The following is a 17,470-nucleotide window of genomic DNA, read 5'->3' on the forward strand; positions in this document are numbered from 1 at the left end:
TTCGCTCCAAATGTCTTTTACGTCACAGTATCTCAATCCCTGTGGAAAATTGCCCACTTTAAGCATAATGTCCACCGATTTTTTTGCTTCTTTCTCTTGTGATCCCAGCTTCTGTATAACTAGTCGCACGTAAAAGAGAGGTAGAGCCATATTTGGTGCGAATCGCATCCATTACATAGCCAATATCTTTTTTCTTTGGTTGATCATCAAATAAATTTAATTGGGTTTCCATATCATCATAAAGATTATTTAACGATACGGAGACACGTCTAATTTTACTGTGATGATTATAAAATTGATGAAACAACTGTAAACATACACGATACACATCCATCGTGACATTAGTGGGTAACTGGAGAGACGAAGAACGGTGAAATCCTCCACTATGGTCAGCATAAGCTATACCGAGATGGATCGTTCTCCCAGCTCTTTGGTGATCCCGTGCTCGTCGACAGACTTCTTCTGTTAAATCAAGAATACAAGTTAATGTCTCTTCAGCCGTGTAATCTCTTAACAAGGTAATGCCATGACCAAATCCCTTTTGTTCTTCTTTTTTGCCATAAGAATCATATACTGGACTTAGGTCGATTCCCCATGCATGCCAATATAATTGTTCCCCAATTACACCAAATCGTTTCTTTAGTCGGTCTAAACGATAATTCGCCAATTGTCCTAAATAAATAATCCCCATTCGATTTAAATGAACCGTTAAACGTCGGCCAATTCCCCAAATTTTTTCAATGGAGACCGGCCATAATAATCGTTCAACATCTTGATAGCGGCATGTGGCAATACCTGTTTTTTTAGCATACAAATCCATTACAACTTTAGCTAAAAATTTATTGTCTCCAATCCCAATAGCGCAAGTTAATCCCATAGTCTCATATATTTCTTCTTTTATCATTTGTGCTATTTGTTCTGCGTTTCCATACAGGGGTTCTAATCCATCGACTGTAATCCACATCTCATCGACAGAGTAGGGGTGTATTGCTTCTTTTGGTACATAGTCATGCAATAATCGTGTAATGGCAACAGATACTTGCACATAATCTCCCATTTTAGCTTCTACGACATGAATCGCTGGATCATTTGGTAATTCGAAATATCTACTAACATTTTTTACGCCGTGTCGCTGCTTTAATGCAGGAGAAGCAGCGAGAATAATACTACCTGAGCGATTTTTATCGCCAACTACCGCTAACATTGTTGTCATCGGATTTAATCCGCGTTTCACACACTCGATGCTAGCATAAAAGGAACGCATATCGATACAAAGTACATTATGTTTAGGAAAAGTTCGATAATCCATCAGTTCAACCTCGCTAACGAACATTTGTTCTTATTCGTTTATTATAGACGAGAAAACTAAAAAAGAAAAGTGTTAAAATATAGTAAATAATTGAGAAGGATTATCAAACTCATTGACTTTCTTGATAAAAGCTAATAAACTAGAAGAAGAGAAATAGTTTGAATAAAAGATAAACAATGCCCAGCTTTTACATAGCGCACATAAGGGAGAGGTTCCTAATGGAAACACTAGTAACGAAAGATTTAACGCTAGGTTATGGCGATGAGATAATTATAGATGATCTAGATATTACGATTCCAAAAGGTGAAATTACTGTATTTATTGGCGGAAATGGTTGTGGAAAGTCCACATTATTACGTTCCTTGGCGCGGTTATTGAAGCCGAAACAAGGTGATGTCGTATTAAATGGCGAAGATATTGCAAAAGTTCCGACAAAGGATGTAGCTAAACAATTAGCCATTTTACCTCAAAGCCCAATTAGCCCAGAAGGTTTAACAGTAGAAGATTTAGTAAAGCAAGGTAGACATCCCTATAAAACAATGTTTAAACGGTGGTCTACAGATGACGAAAAAGCTGTTAATGAAGCATTAGATGCAACCAATATGACCGCGTTAAAAGATCGTGCGGTTGATTCTTTATCAGGTGGCCAGCGTCAGCGAGCATGGATTGCGATGACGTTAGCGCAAGGGACAGACACAATACTATTAGACGAACCAACCACCTATTTGGATATGACACATCAAATAGAAATCCTTGATTTACTATTTGAATTAAATGAACGACGTGGAAGCACAATTGTGATGGTATTACATGATTTAAATTTAGCTTGTCGCTATGCGCATCATATCGTAGCCATAAAAGATAAGAAAGTATATGCACAAGGTAAACCGGAAGAAATTATCAGCTGTGGTCTTGTCCACGATGTCTTCCAAATGAAGGCAGATGTGATGTATGATCCAATGTTCGGTACCCCGATGTGTATCCCACACGGCAGAGGCCGATGTCTCATTAAAGAAGCCGTAGAAGAGTCAAAACAACAACAATTAACCAGTTAAGAAAAACCCTGTATTCGATAAAGAATACAGGGTTTTTTGTATACCTGAGCAAAAAATCACCCTTGTCACGATAACATCAAAGAACTTATATAATTCTCCAATAATAATAAATACAGCGTCACATAAGCAGGACAATGCGACATAACTCTTGTGGTAATTATGAAAGGTTATATGTTTGAGGTAACCGCTCCGGCTTGCCCACTTCGCTTTCCAGGGGGCGCGTCTTCAGCTAACTTTTGTAAAGAAGTTCACTTTACAAAAGTGGATCTTCAGATCGCGCTGATCCCCTAGGAGTCGAAGTGGACGCCTACGCTCAGTGAGACTCTACAACGATTACAAATGCTAACAGTTTGGGTTTTTACAAAATAATTGCTTAAGGCATTAAAAAATTAAAGAGTATCCTAAAGACAGTGAATAAAGCCATCATAATTATTCTTGCTTAGGTTGCAGAGCATACACAAGCGCAGGCGTCTGCTTCCACTCCTGCGGGATGTTTTTATCCGAAGATCCACTTTTAAAGCGCACTTTGCTTAAAAAGTTAGCTGAGGAGAAAAACCCGCGGAAAGGGAAGCGGGCAAGCCGGAGCGATTGCAAAGCACATATAACATCTCATAATTACCACAATAGTTATGTCGCTTAATCTTTCTTATGTGCATGGCATAGGAATGTTTTGATTTTTTTCGGAAGGATAACGATGCATGTTTCGACTTGTTTTACATACAATATGTGTGAAGAGGTGAGTGAATATGGAAAAAAGAACATACTATGTCAATATAGGATCACAGGAAATTTCTCAGATTCCTTATGGAGCAAATACGGAATTTACGATTGAGGCGACAGATGAAGAAGTATTTATGTTGAGAGAAAAATTCAGTGAAATTCATGACGATGACTTCGGCACCTATGTTAGGGCTCATATCCCTTTTGTCCAATATCATGATGATCGTGACAATGATGAATACGATAGAGACCTACAAGACGCGTTTCAAATGATCTATCAATTAGCTAGTCCAGAAACCAAGGTAGCAATGGAAGAATCAAATATTGGACAAGAAAAAATGAGGAATAATGAAACAAATGAATAGGTAAATACGTCTAATTTTATAAATATGTGTTTAAGAAAACATAAAAAAGGAATAGATAGGTAAAGGGACAATAGGAGGTAGAAATCATGAAAAAAATCATCACGACGGTAACAGTTATAGCCCTTTTTGCATTCGCAATGATGGTGGTTAATCAACCACAAATGGATCAGGCACAGGCACAGGAGACACCGAAAGCACATGCTACCAAAAGCAATGAACTAAAGTCACTTAAGATGGATGATATTAAACAGATGACGCAAAAAGAGGCAAATCTATCACATGAGCAAATTGTAACTTTAACTGATAAGTTTATGGAACTATTAGTACAGGATATTGACGATCATTATAAAGTAGAACAATTTGATACAAAACAAGAACTTATAAAAGTATTTGATCCTTACGTTAAACAAGAAGTAGTACAACCATACATTGATTTTTATTATAAAGAAAAAGAAGATGGACTATATATTGTTCCAACTGAAACACCAGCATGGTTTGTAAAGGATGCTGAATATGAGAAGGAACAAAAAGATGGAAAAATAACTGTGACACAAACAAATGAAAATGCACTACATGGAAAATATACAATTGTCCTCACATTCGAAAAAATCGATGAAACCTGGAAGATAGTAAATATTAGCCATGAGTAAAAATAAAAGGTAGTATAGGAGTATGAAAACTTTTTATGATTACTATAACAACAAAGTGCAATTAGCTTTTGATAGTCAACCGTTTGAGTCGTATCCAAAGCATGTCTGGGTAATCTGTAGATACAAAAAAAAGTGGCTATTGACCAGACATAAAAATCGCGGATTAGAATTTCCAGGCGGAAAGGTAGAAAAAAATGAGAGCCCAAATCAAGCAGCCATTCGAGAAGTATTAGAAGAGACTGGAGGCGAGGTAGAACAACTTACATATTTGGGACAATACTTTGTCTGGGGTAAAAGAGAACAACTTGCAAAAAATATATACTTCGCAACTGTAAAAACGCTTCAAGAAAAAAATGATTATTATGAAACTGATGGACCTGTTTTATTAGAAATATTACCCAAAAATATAAAAACAAATAAGTCTTATAGTTTTATGATGAAAGATGATGTATTAACATATAGTTTAGATTATATTAAGAATAAAGCTGAATTAATGTATAGCTAATCTACGGGTTAGCTATTTATTTTTCGTTATACGTTAGAAATGCATAAAGTTTTAGCAATGAAGTAGTTCGACGAAGAAAAAATCATGTGTATAAAGTATAAGAAAAACTTCGGGACTCGTTAAAAAACGAGGCGAATGCCGAGTTTTTCTTATTAGGAAAGACAGTATAAAAATTCGCAGGCGTCTAGCTCCAAGCACCCAGAAACTAGGCGGCTTCACGACTCACCCTACGATAAAAGAAGACTTGCCGATTGGTGAAACCAGAGGCTTAGTCGCACTTATGCCTTCAGGTGAAAGTCATCATCGGTTCGTTTTTCTCAGTGATTCAGAAGTCGCTACGTTTCTAACGGGTGCTCTGCGCTTTTTTAATATCAATAAATTGACTTTCATTAAACAATTCGATACGATAAAATCTATAATCAATTCAAAGTATTTAGATCGGATTAATATGTTAATTTGATTCGTGCATTTTTTTGTGAAACGTTGTATAGTGGAACATGTAGAAATTTAAACAAATAAAATATAAGTAAGGACTTTAAACACTCAGATAGGCAGACGAGTTAGAAGAGGTCCCGTTTTCTATCATTAAAATACAGTGTGGAAAGTCTTGGTAGAAACAAATAGGGAGGATTTTAAAACATGGCTAAAAATAGACGTTTATTTACATCAGAATCTGTTACAGAAGGACATCCAGATAAAATATGTGATCAAATTTCTGATGCGATATTAGATGAAATATTATCAAAAGATCCTAATGCAAGAGTTGCTTGTGAGACAACAGTTACAACAGGATTAGTACTGGTGTCTGGAGAAATCACAACTTCTACATATGTAGATATTCCAAAAATCGTTCGAAATACAATCAAAGAAATTGGATATACGAGAGCAAAATATGGGTTTGATGCAGAAACTTGTGGTGTATTAACTGCTATTGATGAACAATCAGCGGACATTGCTGGTGGTGTTGATCAAGCATTAGAAGCAAGAGAAGGACAAATGACTGATGACGAAATTGAAGCAATTGGTGCTGGTGATCAGGGCCTTATGTTTGGTTATGCCAATAACGAAACACCAGAATTAATGCCACTGCCGATTAGTCTAGCACATAAATTAGCTAAGCAATTATCTGATGTAAGAAACAATAAAACCTTAGCATATTTGCGCCCCGATGGTAAAACACAAGTAACAGTAGAGTATGATGAAAATGATAAACCTGTGCGAATCGATACGATCGTAATTTCTACTCAACACCATCAAGATATTACGTTAGAACAAATTCAAGAAGATCTAAAAGAGCATGTTATTAAGCCAGTGGTTCCCACAGAATTGTTAGATGCGGAGACGAAATATTTTATTAATCCAACTGGTCGATTTGTAATTGGTGGTCCACAAGGGGATGCTGGTCTAACAGGTCGAAAAATTATTGTGGATACTTATGGTGGCTATGCGCGTCATGGTGGTGGTGCATTTAGTGGTAAAGATGCAACAAAAGTGGATCGATCTGCAGCATATGCAGCGCGATATGTAGCAAAGAACATTGTTGCTGCAGGATTAGCAGAGGCATGTGAAGTGCAATTTGCATATGCGATTGGTGTCGCACAACCTGTTTCCATTTCTATTAATACGTTCGGTACTGGAAAATATTCAGAAGAAGAATTAGTAAATGCAGTGAGAGCTAACTTTGATCTGCGTCCAGCGGGGATTATTAAAATGTTAGATTTAAGAAGACCAATTTATCGCAATACGGCGGCATATGGACACTTTGGTCGTACTGATGCCAACTTCCCTTGGGAAAACACGGATAAAGTGGATGAATTAAAAAATTTCTTGTCAAAAGCGTAAAACAGGAATGAAATAAGTAATACAAAAGCCAAGTACTTACGAAGTACTTGGCTTTTTTTTGTCAAAAATTTTAAAAAAGTGAAACAATCAGAACAAAATATCGTCAAATAAGCGAATAACAATATTGGAATAGAAAAGAGGAAATTTGATGTGCGGTTTTATTGGACTATTAAAAGCAAAAAAACAAATGTTAGAGGTTTCAGAGCGACAGGAATTCGAAAACCGTCTTAGCATCATCGACCACAGAGGACCTGATGACCAAGGTTGTTTTGAAGATGAGGATATCATCCTTGGTTTTAGAAGACTAAGTATTATAGATATAGATAAGGGCAACCAGCCATTTGCTTATGAAGACGAGCGTTATTGGATAGTGTTTAATGGGGAGATTTATAATTATATTGAATTAAGAGAAAGTTTACAACAAGAGGGGATCGATTTTGCGACGGAATCTGATACAGAGGTGATTATTGCTCTGTTTTCTAAACAAGGTGTCGATTGTTTTAAGCAACTCCGCGGCATGTTTTCCATTTTAATTTGGGATAAGCATGCTCAATGTTTATACGGTGCCAGAGATCCTTTTGGGATTAAGCCATTTTATTATAAAGAAACAGAAAAAGGCACCTATTTTGCATCGGAAAAGAAAAGCTTATTATCTAAGTTTGAACAAATAAACCAACAAGGTTTACAACATTATTTCACTTTTCAATATGTACCAGAGCCGATAACAATGAATCAAGAAGTCAATCGATTAGAACCAGGCACTTACTTTATTAAACAACAAAATAATCCTATAACATGTGTTCGTTATTTTGAGCCAAGCTTTCAAACGAAAGAATATACGGATCATCAGTGGGTAGATAAAATTAAAGCTACATTAGATCAATCAGTTCAAATGCATATGCGTAGCGATGTAGCTGTCGGTTCCTTTTTGTCAGGTGGGATTGATTCATCCCTAATTGTAGCATTAGCCAAACAGTACCACCCAAATATCAAAACATTTTCTGTCGGATTTGAACAAGAAGGCTATTCAGAAATAGATGTAGCAAAAGAAACAGCAAATAAATTAGGGGTTGAAAACTATTCTTATATTATTTCTCCAGAAGAATATGTGGAAAAGCTACCAAAAATCATCTGGCATTTAGATGATCCCCTTGCAGACCCTGCATGTGTACCCCTATATTTTGTTGCAAAAGAAGCAAAAAAGCATGTCACAGTTGTACTATCAGGTGAAGGCGCAGATGAGTTATTCGGTGGCTATAATATTTATCATGAACCAGATTCATTACGCGTTTTTGAATCGATACCAACATTGGTCAAGAATTTATTAGCACAGATAGCAAATATCTTACCAGAAGGTGTCAAAGGAAAAAGTTTTCTAACTAGAGGAACTACACCATTAAGGCAGCGGTATATCGGAAATGCGAAAATGTTTGAAGAAACAGAGAAAAATAGTTTATTAAAGAAGTATCATCAGGATTATCGCTATCAAAATGTAACAGCACCGTTTTATGATCAGATAGGAAATGAGCCTGCTGTTCATCAAATGCAATATATCGATATACAGACATGGCTTCGTGGTGACATTTTATTAAAAGCGGATAAAATGACGATGGCACATTCTTTAGAATTGCGTGTTCCGTTTTTAGATAAAGAGGTGTTTCAGCTAGCAAGAGAAATTCCGGTAAATAAAAAAATCGCAAATGGAACTACCAAAGACATTCTACGCCAAGCAGCACGGGGAATTGTACCTGATCATGTTTTGGATCGAAAAAAACTGGGATTTCCTGTTCCCATACGTCATTGGCTGAAAAATGAATTATACAGTTGGGCATTGAACTTAATTCAAGAAAGTCAAACTGAGCATATATTGGATAAAGAGGTAATTTTTGATCTATTAGAGGATCATTGTATGGATAAAAGGGATAACAGTCGAAAGTTATGGACCGTTCTGATGTTTATGCTATGGCATCAAATATACGTGGAAGATAAATTTGATATTACAGAACTTCAAGCAGAAGACAAAACAGAAAGTAAGCTTGTACAGGTTTCCTAACAAGCTTGCTTTTTTCGTTATATATTAGAAAAAGCGATGGTAGCGATGTGAGTTGGTATGAAATAAAAGTCGTTTGATGAATAAAAGAAGGATTATGCGACACTATTGGAGTGATAATTATGAGATGTTATGTGTGCCTTGCAATCGCTCCGGCTTATCCACTTCCCTTTCCGCGGGCTTTTCTCCTCAGCTAACTTTTTAAGCAAAGTGCGCTTAAAAAGTGGATCTTCGGATAAAAACTTCCCGCAGGAGTGGAAGCGGACGCCTGCGCTTTTTTTATACTCTACAACTAAAGCAAGAGAGTGCATTTTTGCTATAATCACAATCTTTTGTGGTAAATATTTTAGAAATAATCCCAAATAAAAGCATTTGCAAAAATTGTAGAATCTCATTGAGCGTAGGCGGCCACTCCAACTCCTATGGGACTCGTTTTTTCTGAAGCTCCACTTTTCCATGCGGTTTTTGCTTGGAAAAGTTAGCTGAAGGAAAACCCCCATGGAAAGGGGAGTGGGCAAGCCGGAGCGGTTATCACGCACATATACCTTATCAAAATTGCTACCAAAGTTATGTCGTATAACCCTGCTTATATTCACTAACACTTTAACTTTAAATTTTAAAAAATAGGGTGAGTTTGTCGCTTATGATCGGTGGGTGTATTGCCCCACCGATCATAATTTCGCTTTGTATGCTTGCCCTTTATCAACATAGTCTTGTTGGATTCGTTTCATTTCTGCTACATCTTCTTCTGTTAAATCCCGAACTACTTTTGCAGGGCGACCGAAAGCAAGTGTGTGTGGCGGAATTTTTTTCCCTGGAGGTACTAGGCTTCCTGCGCCAACGAAAGCACCTTCGCCAACTTCTGCTCCGTCTAAAATAATGGAACCCATGCCAACCAAGGCATTTTTGCGGATGATGGCTGAATGAAGTGTTACTTGATGTCCTACCGTAACATTATCTTCAACGATTAATGGTAAATCAGGACTTTGATGTAAAAGTGATAAATCTTGAATATTTGAGTAAGCACCAATTTTTACGGGAGCGACATCACCACGAATCACTGTTTTAAACCAGACACTACTGTAGGCACCAATTTCGACATCACCTGTGATCACAGTATCTGGTGCTATATAAGCAGCTTGATCAATCGCAGGGGTTTTTCCTTTATAATCATATATCATCTATGTTAACCTCCTAGTATCTAGTTATCTTTATGATACCATAAGAAATATAAAGTGAGGGAAAAAAGGTGACACTACAAATCCCAACAAATGCACCATTTTTAATGAAAAATGTATACCAAAAAATATTTCCACAAGTGAAGTTAGAGCTGAATTATTGGAAAGAACGCGCATCAAAGATTACGAACGAAGAATTACGTACTCAAGCTTTAGCTAGTATTCAAGATAAAAAATTTCACTGTCAAGGTGGCGGTGTCTATAGTCTGTTAGCAGGTGAGGAATGGAAGAAGGCAATTCGTTTCATTGTTGCCTATCAGACTATTAGTGACTATTTGGATAATTTATGTGACCGCAGTACCTCATTAGATCCGACTGATTTTAGAATGCTTCATCAATCAATGGAGGATGCGTTAACGCCTGAAACTGGAGTGAAAAACTATTATCAATATCGGGAAGAACAAGCAGATGAAGGATATTTAACAGACTTAGTCCGAACATGTCAAGACGTGCTTCGTGATATTCCGAATTACTCCCTTTTCCAAAAACATATGATTCAATTAGAAAACTTGTATAGTGATTTACAAGTACATAAACATGTCACACATAGTGAACGGATACCAAGATTAGAAAAATGGTTTAAGGAGCATCAACGGCAATGGCCGATGCTTGAATGGTATGAATTTTCTGCTTGTACTGGTTCGACATTAGGTGTTTTTTGCATGGTTTCCTATGGCTTAAATAATCAGATGACTATCGAACTAGCAGATAACGTATTCGAGAGCTATTTCCCTTTCTTACAGGGCTTACATATTATGCTGGATTACTTTATTGATCAAGATGAGGATGAAGCAGAAGGCGACTTGAATTTCTGTAACTATTATCAAGACGAACTAGAATTAGAAAAGCGACTCCTTTATTTTGTCGAGCAAACGAATAAGCATGTCCAAACGTTACCGAATAAAAAATTCCATGAAATGATTCAACATGGCTTAATCGGATTATATTTGGCCGATCCTAAAGTGCGAAAAATGCGTCAATTTCAATCGACTGTTAAAAGATTGATTAAAGCAAGTGGTCGAAAATCGCAATTTTTCCATTGGAATATCAAGGTATACAATCGATTAGCCGGTCGTTATTAAGTCGTAAAAAACAATAAAAGTCCCCGATCAAATCTAAATCATGATTCGATCGGGGGCTTTTATTTACTTCAAAAATCTTTTCATTAATTTCAAACCATTTTTAACATGTGGATAACGGAAAGGAATATCAAACTTGGTTGTTTGTTTAAGTAAACTTTTTTGGTGAGAAAAAGTAAGAAAGCTTTCTTTGCCGTGATAGGCACCCATCCCACTGTTTCCAATACCACCAAAAGGTAAATAGGGAGAGGCCAAGTGATATAAGGTATCATTAATACACCCGCCACCGAAAGAAACTTCTTCAATCATCTTTTCTGCTAAACGATCATTTTCAGAGAAAAAGTAAAATGCCAATGGATTAGGATGATTTTGAATACCTGATATGACTTCTTCTATATTTTGATATTCTAAGATTGGTAAAATTGGTCCGAAAATTTCGTCTTTCATAACAGGATCTTCCCAATTAATGTTAGTAAGCAGGGTAGGCTCTATTTTTAATTGTTGTCGATCTTTTTTACCACCTAATATTGTATCGCCATTTGCTAAAAACGGTGATAATCTGTCAAAATGTTTTTCATTCACAATCTTAACAAAATCCTTATTCTCTATAGGGTGTTCCCCGTACATGGTCTGAATCTCTTGTTTAAGCGCTGAGAGAAAGCTTGCTTTTATATCACTGTGCACATATAAATAATCAGGTGCTACACAGGTTTGTCCTGCATTCGTAAATTTCCCCCAGGCAATACGCTTAGCTGCTAATGTTAGATTGGCATCTTTGTCAACGATCGCTGGACTTTTACCACCAAGCTCTAATGTAACTGGGGTAAGATGTTTCGCTGCTGCTTCCATGACGATTTTTCCGACTGGCACACTCCCGGTGAAAAAGATATAATTAAAGTTTTCTGCTAACAGTGATTGACTTGTTTCAACTGCACCTTCGATTACTGTTATATATTCTTCTGCAAAATTTTTCGCTATTAATTGATTTAGTAGTGAAGAGGTAGCTGGTGTTAATTCAGAAGGTTTAATGACGGCACAGTTGCCTGCAGCAATTGCTCCAATCAATGGTGCAATCGCAAGATGGAAAGGATAATTCCATGGTGCGATAATCAAAGCTACACCATAAGGTTCGGGATAAATATAGCTACTGGAGCCAGCATGTGTCACCGCTGTTTTGACTTTTTTCTTTTTTGCCCATCCATCTATGTGTTTGAGGTTAAAATCAATTTCACTATATAAGATCCCGATTTCCGTTGTGAAAGCCTCTGTCTCTGATTTGTTTAAATCTTGATGAAGAGCAGCGATAATCTCTTTTTCGTTTTTTTGGATCGCTTTTCTTAACTTTATTAATGCTTGTTTACGAAACGAGATATCTTTTGTTGTTCCAGTAGCGAAGTAAGCTTTCTGCATGGTAAGTGTTGAAGTAACATTGCTCATCACATGTCATCCTCCCATAAAAGTTATGTATTTAGCTTATCATTAATAAATGATTCAGTCTAAATAGGAGTATTGTAACTTTTAGGATAGATATACGTCTACATTATAGAGATTAACTAATCTACAGGAGAGAGCGAACTATGAAAGTAAAGCTATTTATCTTTTCGTCCATTGTATGTTTGGTCATTGTACTAATCGCGTCGGCAAATTCCAGTGCGATCGGTAATCCAACTGCAAGAGATATACTAAAAGCTAATTCAGACGCTGATATTATACAGATAGATGGTTTAATTTACTCTAATGTGACAGATAATGAGTGGATAAAAGAGCAAGAATATCTATTAGGTGATAAAATAGGCGAAATAAGAAAACAAACAAAGCGGAAATGGTTTTATCTTGATTACTTCGCTACGATCTTGCCAAAGAGAACAGCAGTATATATAAAAGAAGGACAAGAATACGAAAAAGATGCTGCACCATTTACAGTTTTAGTAGAAAAAGATGGTGAAATACTCGTTTATCAGGCAATGGTAGAGGGATAGACAGGTGAATTTAGCTTGCCAGTAAGTAACAACCTGTAGATCTGATCATTATTTCTTTTCAATTGCCACAATAAAAGGCGGCTTATTGGTTTGATTAATAAATTGATATTGCAATACTTGATATTTTTTTTGATCTAACTGCTCACAATAAGCTAATACTTCATTTTTCTCTGTTGTCCCGCCTAAATGACCATGATAAATGCCGATCACAATTCGTCCGCGTTTTTTTAGTAAAGCTAACATTGATGAAATTGCATGAATCGTTGTTTCCGGCACAGTAATGATCGAAGGATCACCGTGTGGTAAATAGCCTAAATTAAATATCGCACCTGTTATCGTCTGATCCTGTATATAATGCGAAACTTGTTCATGGCCAGCATGGATCAATTCGACATTTTCTATATTATTTTTTTCTAATAATACTTGCGTCTTTTCAATTGCCTGTTTTTGAATATCAAAGGCGTATACTTTTCCGGTTTTTCCAACTAATCTACTTAAAAAGGCCGTATCATTTCCATTCCCACAGGTTGCATCTATGACCACATCACCATTTTGAATGATATCTTTTAATAATTGATGAGAAAAAGCAATAATTGATTTCATTTTAGTAGGACTCCTTAAATAGCTTATAATCAAAATTTATTTTAGCAAATTATTATGCGAATGTGTATGAATTTCTTTGCTTGTTTCACACTAAGCATGAGGTGATGATTATGACCACTAGAGATTCGATCGAAAACTTACTTATCGAAGGTCAACATATTATTCAACAAGCAGAAGAGCAATTAGATATGTCCAATCGTAGTCAGTTTACACTAAATGAAGACTATACAAATGCCCATTTAGAATTGGAAAAGTTATCTCAGAGTATTGATCGAGTCATGAATAGTGCCAATGCACAACAACGGGAACAACTGCATAGGTTTCAATTAGTTGTTAATGAAAAATTGAATGATATGATATTGGATCAAGTGGATGTAACGAGATATGAATAGTAAAACTTTCTCTTGAAATAAGTAAGTGGTGAAATAGTCAAAATAGCAAATTTATAACAGACCAAATCGTAGGTGATTTGGTCTGTTGATTTTTATTAACTAAGTAAGTAAATGTAATTTTATGTTAAAATAAATGTAGAGGTTGTGAAGTGAATTTCTTCATTGACGGAGCAGGTTAGTGGAAGAAATTCTACAATATGAAATAAAATATGTCATTATACATAAAATGGAGGTTTTAAATGGGTGAATTGCAATTTATCAGTCTGGATAACGTAACTTTTCAATTACAAGAAAAACATAACTTCAAATGGCTAACAAATATGGGAGAAGTGTTTAGAGTTTTTGATCAACAAGACTCAGGAAATATATGTTTCGGAATTGAAAAAGACGGGATAAAAAAGTTTGTGAAGTATGCTGGTGCAAAAACAAAAGAATATACAGGACAACCAAAAGATGCGATAACGACATTAAAGAATTCAATTTTTATTTTTGAAGACTTGCAACATAAACACTTGATAAATTTGCTAGAGCATTTTGAAGTCGAGAAAGGATATGTATTAGTCTTTGAGTGGTTTGAAGGTGACTGTCTTCACCCCCACTGGTCATTTCCACCACCGCATAAATACACACACCCTGAGTCTCCTTTTTATCGATTCAAGCAATTACCAATTGAACGACGTTTAAAGTCATTTAAGAGTATATTAGAGTTCCATCGTCATGTGGAAAGGAATAACTATGTAGCAGTTGATTTCTATGACGGGAGTATTTTATATGACTTTAGAAATAATCTAACAAAGATTTGCGACATTGATTTATATAAGAAAAAACCATTCATCAATACAATGGGGAGGCTATGGGGTTCTTCGAGATTTATGTCACCAGAAGAATTTGAATTAGGTGCTAAAATTGATGGAAAAACCAATGTGTATAATATGGGAGCAATAGCATTTGGTCTTTTAGGGGGAGAACTTGACCGTTCAATTTCAAAGTGGGAAGCGGGACAAGAACTTTATCAGATAGCAATGAAGGCAGTTCAAAAAGACACAAAAGACAGATATTCAACAATAGAAGAGTTCGTTTTAGCTTGGGAATCGGTAATAAAGTCTTGAACCGAGAGAAATGTTAAGCACTAATATATTTGTTCTTCAACAAACGTGGGGCGAATATTCAACACCAGGGTTGTACCTTTTCTTTTGTTATGACTAAATTTTCGAATGTTAAATTCATTTTGTTATTTTACCTTAGACAGATATTGCGAAGAGAAATTTGATTAGAATAATTCATATTAACTTATTCGTGTTATAATATGAAAAAGAATTCGATGTGATTTTAATGGAGGAAACTTTAAAATTAATTCTCAATGAATTAAAAGAACTTAAAGAAGGACAGCAAGAACTAAAAGAAGACGTTTCGAGTATCAAAGGTAATCTTATCTTTGGACCATACTTTGAAAGTGTCGAAAAACATATTGATGAAAAAACAGATGAACTTAAAGATTTAAACGCATATTGAAAAACAATAAGGAGCAATTTAGCTTCTTTTTTCTTTGTTCCAAATAATATTTGTCTTACCTATGATTACACTGTTTGATGTAAATTGTGAAATGTTGCACTTGAACTATCGGCAATATACTTTCACAAGAATTGGAGGAGTTATTTGAAGAAAAAATGTATTTAAGTGAGTAAATTTCATAATTATTAACCCGTGTCCTAAAGAGTTGATGACATAAAAAGGAAGTGAAATGAGTTCGATTTACTGTTATTTAACATTTTCTCCTTTGTATCGGAACTACTTACTCATCAGAGAGGTAGTTTTTTATTTGTAACTTTTAAAACATTAGTGTACTATTTGGATAGTACACTAATACAAGGAGCGATCGTATGTCAATTTATCGAGGTCTATGGAAAAAGGAAATGACGATGATGAGTGGGTATCAAATGGTTCTTGCATTTATTTTCTTTATATTAGCTGGTTTCATGATTTACCAGAGGACCACAAATATAGATGAAATTTATATTGTGGAGTTGGCGACGTTTAGTTTTATAATTCCCCCAGCTACTGTATTATTTAGTCTCAATATGGAAAAACATCAATTGTCGATGTTTTTATTTTCGAAGCAGAAAATTGTCAAACAAATACATATCAAATTTTTACACGGGGCTATGTTAACAGGAGTATCCTTTTTTATGATGGTAAGTTTAGCTATCCTTTTTAAATGGTTCGGCTGGTTGAGTATATCCTTACTAGAAACAATGAAGGTATTATTGATTATATTTATTTTTATCTCGATTATCTCCATCATCTCTACTGTCGCTGTTTATATTGCATGGGTCCTGCATCAATGGTTTAGAGAAAAAATTGGCTTTGTATTAAGTCTAGTCGCACTTATCGTAACATTTAATCTGTTGCTAAAGCTATTTGACATAATCATAACAAATTTATCATTTATAGCTAATTGGTGGTCGGTGAAAGTCGGTTCCCTAATTGATGTCCCGTTTACAATATTTATAGTAGATAATCAATTGTCTGTTAGTATGATGCTAGTGTTTTTTATCATTTTGTATGTTTTTTATCGTTTTACAACTTGGCTTCTTGTAACAAAAGTGGAGGTATGACTATGACGCCACAATTTCAACGAGATAAGCCAATCTATTTACAAGTTGTCGATCAGATAATGCAGGAAATAGTTAGTGGCAACAGACAAGCTGGCGATAAATTACCATCCGTAAGGGAATTGGCAGTCGATGTCGGTGTCAATCCCAATACGATTCAGAGAGTCTATCGGGAATTAGATATACGAGAAGTAACGATAACAAAAAGAGGACAAGGAACGTTTGTGACAGAAGATAAAGAGCTTATCGAACAGGTTAGAACGGATTTTAAAAGGCGATATATCAAGCAATTTTTTTCTGATATGGAAGCTTTAGGATTTAGCAAAGCAGAAATTTTCCAAAGTCTAAAGGAGGGGGAAGAAGATGCTTAAAGTTGAGAATGTACGTAAAAAAAGAATGTTTAAAACCGTGTTAAAAGATTGTACATTTGCCATTGATACTGGGAAAATTGTTGGCATTATTGGTGAAAATGGTAGTGGAAAAACAACCCTGCTAAAAATAGTGACAGGATTATTACATCCCAGTCAGGGAAGTAGGAATATTGCTAAAGATCCAAGTCAATATATTTCCTATAGTCCTGATCAATCCTATTTTTTTGATTATTTTTCGATCGCACAGTTGATCGATTTTTATCAGACCCAATATTCCGATTTTAATCGGGAGCGAGCGGAGGGTTTAATTGATTTTTTTGATTTAAACCGCAAAGAAAAAATTAAATATCTTTCAAAAGGGCAAGTAGGCCGTGTGAAAATTGCAGTAACAATTGCTAGAGAAGCCCCTTTTTTAGTATTGGATGAACCTCTAGCAGGTCTTGATCCGATGGTGAAGGAAAAAATTATAAAAGGAATTATTCAATTTATCGATCTGGAAATGCAATCGCTAATTATAACAACGCACGAATTATTAGAAGTCGAAGCCATTTTAGATGAGGTTATCGTTTTGAAAGATGGCCAGATTATTGAGCAAAAAGAAGTTGAAGATATAAGAAAGAATAGTTCTTTACAAAATTGGTTACAAGAAATATATTAGGCTTTCAGTTCAAAGATGGAAGCCTTTTCTAGCCAAGTTACT

At 35.5% G+C, this 17,470-nt stretch carries 18 protein-coding genes; 14 read left to right on the top strand and 4 right to left on the bottom strand.

Annotation, left to right across the window (positions count from 1 at the left end; genetic code table 11):
- Positions 1-58: 58 nt before the first annotated feature.
- Positions 59-1,309: a DNA polymerase IV gene (locus BN3107_RS06890; RefSeq protein ID WP_058306876.1), complete on the bottom strand. Its 1,251-nt coding sequence runs from the start codon at positions 1,307-1,309 to the stop codon at positions 59-61.
- A 218-nt stretch (positions 1,310-1,527) separates the two neighbouring features.
- Here BN3107_RS06890 and BN3107_RS06895 point away from each other — a divergent pair, with 218 nt between their 5' ends.
- The 6 genes from BN3107_RS06895 (at position 1,528) to asnB (ending at position 8,499) form a co-directional block, all read left to right on the top strand.
- The gene (locus BN3107_RS06895; protein ID WP_058306877.1) at positions 1,528-2,364 is read left to right on the top strand and encodes an ABC transporter ATP-binding protein; all 837 of its coding nucleotides are present in this window, start codon (positions 1,528-1,530) and stop codon (positions 2,362-2,364) included.
- A 746-nt stretch (positions 2,365-3,110) separates the two neighbouring features.
- The gene (locus BN3107_RS06900; protein WP_058306878.1) at positions 3,111-3,449 is read left to right on the top strand and encodes a hypothetical protein; all 339 of its coding nucleotides are present in this window, start codon (positions 3,111-3,113) and stop codon (positions 3,447-3,449) included.
- Between the two features lie 86 nt (positions 3,450-3,535).
- Positions 3,536-4,099 carry a hypothetical protein gene (locus BN3107_RS06905; protein ID WP_058306879.1) on the top strand — a complete coding sequence of 188 codons (564 nt, stop codon included), beginning with the start codon at positions 3,536-3,538 and terminating at the stop codon, positions 4,097-4,099.
- 22 nt (positions 4,100-4,121) lie between these two features.
- The gene (gene ytkD / locus BN3107_RS06910; RefSeq protein WP_058306880.1) at positions 4,122-4,604 is read left to right on the top strand and encodes an RNA deprotection pyrophosphohydrolase; all 483 of its coding nucleotides are present in this window, start codon (positions 4,122-4,124) and stop codon (positions 4,602-4,604) included.
- A gap of 639 nt (positions 4,605-5,243) precedes the next feature.
- On the top strand, positions 5,244-6,446 hold the full coding sequence (gene metK, locus BN3107_RS06915) for a methionine adenosyltransferase (protein ID WP_058306881.1): 1,203 nt from the start codon (positions 5,244-5,246) through the stop codon (positions 6,444-6,446).
- 148 nt (positions 6,447-6,594) lie between these two features.
- Complete coding sequence (gene asnB / locus BN3107_RS06920; protein ID WP_058306882.1) at positions 6,595-8,499, top strand: asparagine synthase (glutamine-hydrolyzing); 1,905 nt, start codon at positions 6,595-6,597, stop codon at positions 8,497-8,499.
- Positions 8,500-9,167: 668 nt separating this feature from the next.
- Here asnB and BN3107_RS06925 read toward each other — a convergent pair.
- The gene (locus BN3107_RS06925) at positions 9,168-9,677 is read right to left on the bottom strand and encodes a gamma carbonic anhydrase (RefSeq protein ID WP_058306883.1); all 510 of its coding nucleotides are present in this window, start codon (positions 9,675-9,677) and stop codon (positions 9,168-9,170) included.
- A gap of 104 nt (positions 9,678-9,781) precedes the next feature.
- Between BN3107_RS06925 and BN3107_RS06930 the strand changes: the two genes are divergently transcribed.
- Positions 9,782-10,816 (top strand): tetraprenyl-beta-curcumene synthase family protein, encoded by a 1,035-nt coding sequence (locus tag BN3107_RS06930; RefSeq protein ID WP_058307039.1) that lies wholly within the window; start codon positions 9,782-9,784, stop codon positions 10,814-10,816.
- Between the two features lie 63 nt (positions 10,817-10,879).
- On the opposite strand, the gene BN3107_RS06935 is transcribed toward BN3107_RS06930, so the two are convergent.
- Positions 10,880-12,250 carry an aldehyde dehydrogenase gene (locus BN3107_RS06935; protein WP_058306884.1) on the bottom strand — a complete coding sequence of 457 codons (1,371 nt, stop codon included), beginning with the start codon at positions 12,248-12,250 and terminating at the stop codon, positions 10,880-10,882.
- A gap of 140 nt (positions 12,251-12,390) precedes the next feature.
- Between BN3107_RS06935 and BN3107_RS06940 the strand changes: the two genes are divergently transcribed.
- Positions 12,391-12,792 (top strand): hypothetical protein, encoded by a 402-nt coding sequence (locus tag BN3107_RS06940; protein ID WP_058306885.1) that lies wholly within the window; start codon positions 12,391-12,393, stop codon positions 12,790-12,792.
- A gap of 48 nt (positions 12,793-12,840) precedes the next feature.
- On the opposite strand, the gene BN3107_RS06945 is transcribed toward BN3107_RS06940, so the two are convergent.
- Positions 12,841-13,395 carry a class I SAM-dependent methyltransferase gene (locus tag BN3107_RS06945; protein ID WP_058306886.1) on the bottom strand — a complete coding sequence of 185 codons (555 nt, stop codon included), beginning with the start codon at positions 13,393-13,395 and terminating at the stop codon, positions 12,841-12,843.
- Between the two features lie 110 nt (positions 13,396-13,505).
- Between BN3107_RS06945 and BN3107_RS06950 the strand changes: the two genes are divergently transcribed.
- The 6 genes from BN3107_RS06950 to BN3107_RS06975 all read left to right on the top strand — a co-directional run bounded on the left by BN3107_RS06950 (position 13,506) and on the right by BN3107_RS06975 (position 17,428).
- Positions 13,506-13,787, top strand: a complete 282-nt coding sequence (locus BN3107_RS06950; protein WP_058306887.1) for a DUF2524 family protein — start codon at positions 13,506-13,508, stop codon at positions 13,785-13,787.
- Between the two features lie 239 nt (positions 13,788-14,026).
- Entirely contained in the window at positions 14,027-14,896 is an 870-nt protein-coding gene (locus BN3107_RS06955) for a protein kinase domain-containing protein (protein WP_058306888.1), read from the top strand.
- A 223-nt stretch (positions 14,897-15,119) separates the two neighbouring features.
- Positions 15,120-15,299, top strand: a complete 180-nt coding sequence (locus tag BN3107_RS06960; RefSeq protein ID WP_058306889.1) for a hypothetical protein — start codon at positions 15,120-15,122, stop codon at positions 15,297-15,299.
- Between the two features lie 368 nt (positions 15,300-15,667).
- The gene (locus BN3107_RS06965; RefSeq protein ID WP_058306890.1) at positions 15,668-16,402 is read left to right on the top strand and encodes a hypothetical protein; all 735 of its coding nucleotides are present in this window, start codon (positions 15,668-15,670) and stop codon (positions 16,400-16,402) included.
- Between the two features lie 2 nt (positions 16,403-16,404).
- Positions 16,405-16,770: a GntR family transcriptional regulator gene (locus BN3107_RS06970; RefSeq protein WP_058306891.1), complete on the top strand. Its 366-nt coding sequence runs from the start codon at positions 16,405-16,407 to the stop codon at positions 16,768-16,770.
- Positions 16,763-17,428, top strand: coding sequence for an ATP-binding cassette domain-containing protein (locus BN3107_RS06975; protein ID WP_058306892.1), 666 nt, complete (start codon positions 16,763-16,765; stop codon positions 17,426-17,428). Before BN3107_RS06970 ends, BN3107_RS06975 begins: the two co-directional genes overlap by 8 nt.
- The last annotated feature ends 42 nt before the right edge of the window (positions 17,429-17,470 follow it).

The organism is Gracilibacillus massiliensis, from assembly GCF_001458115.1.
Classification (GTDB): Bacteria; Bacillota; Bacilli; order Bacillales; family Amphibacillaceae; genus Gracilibacillus; species Gracilibacillus massiliensis.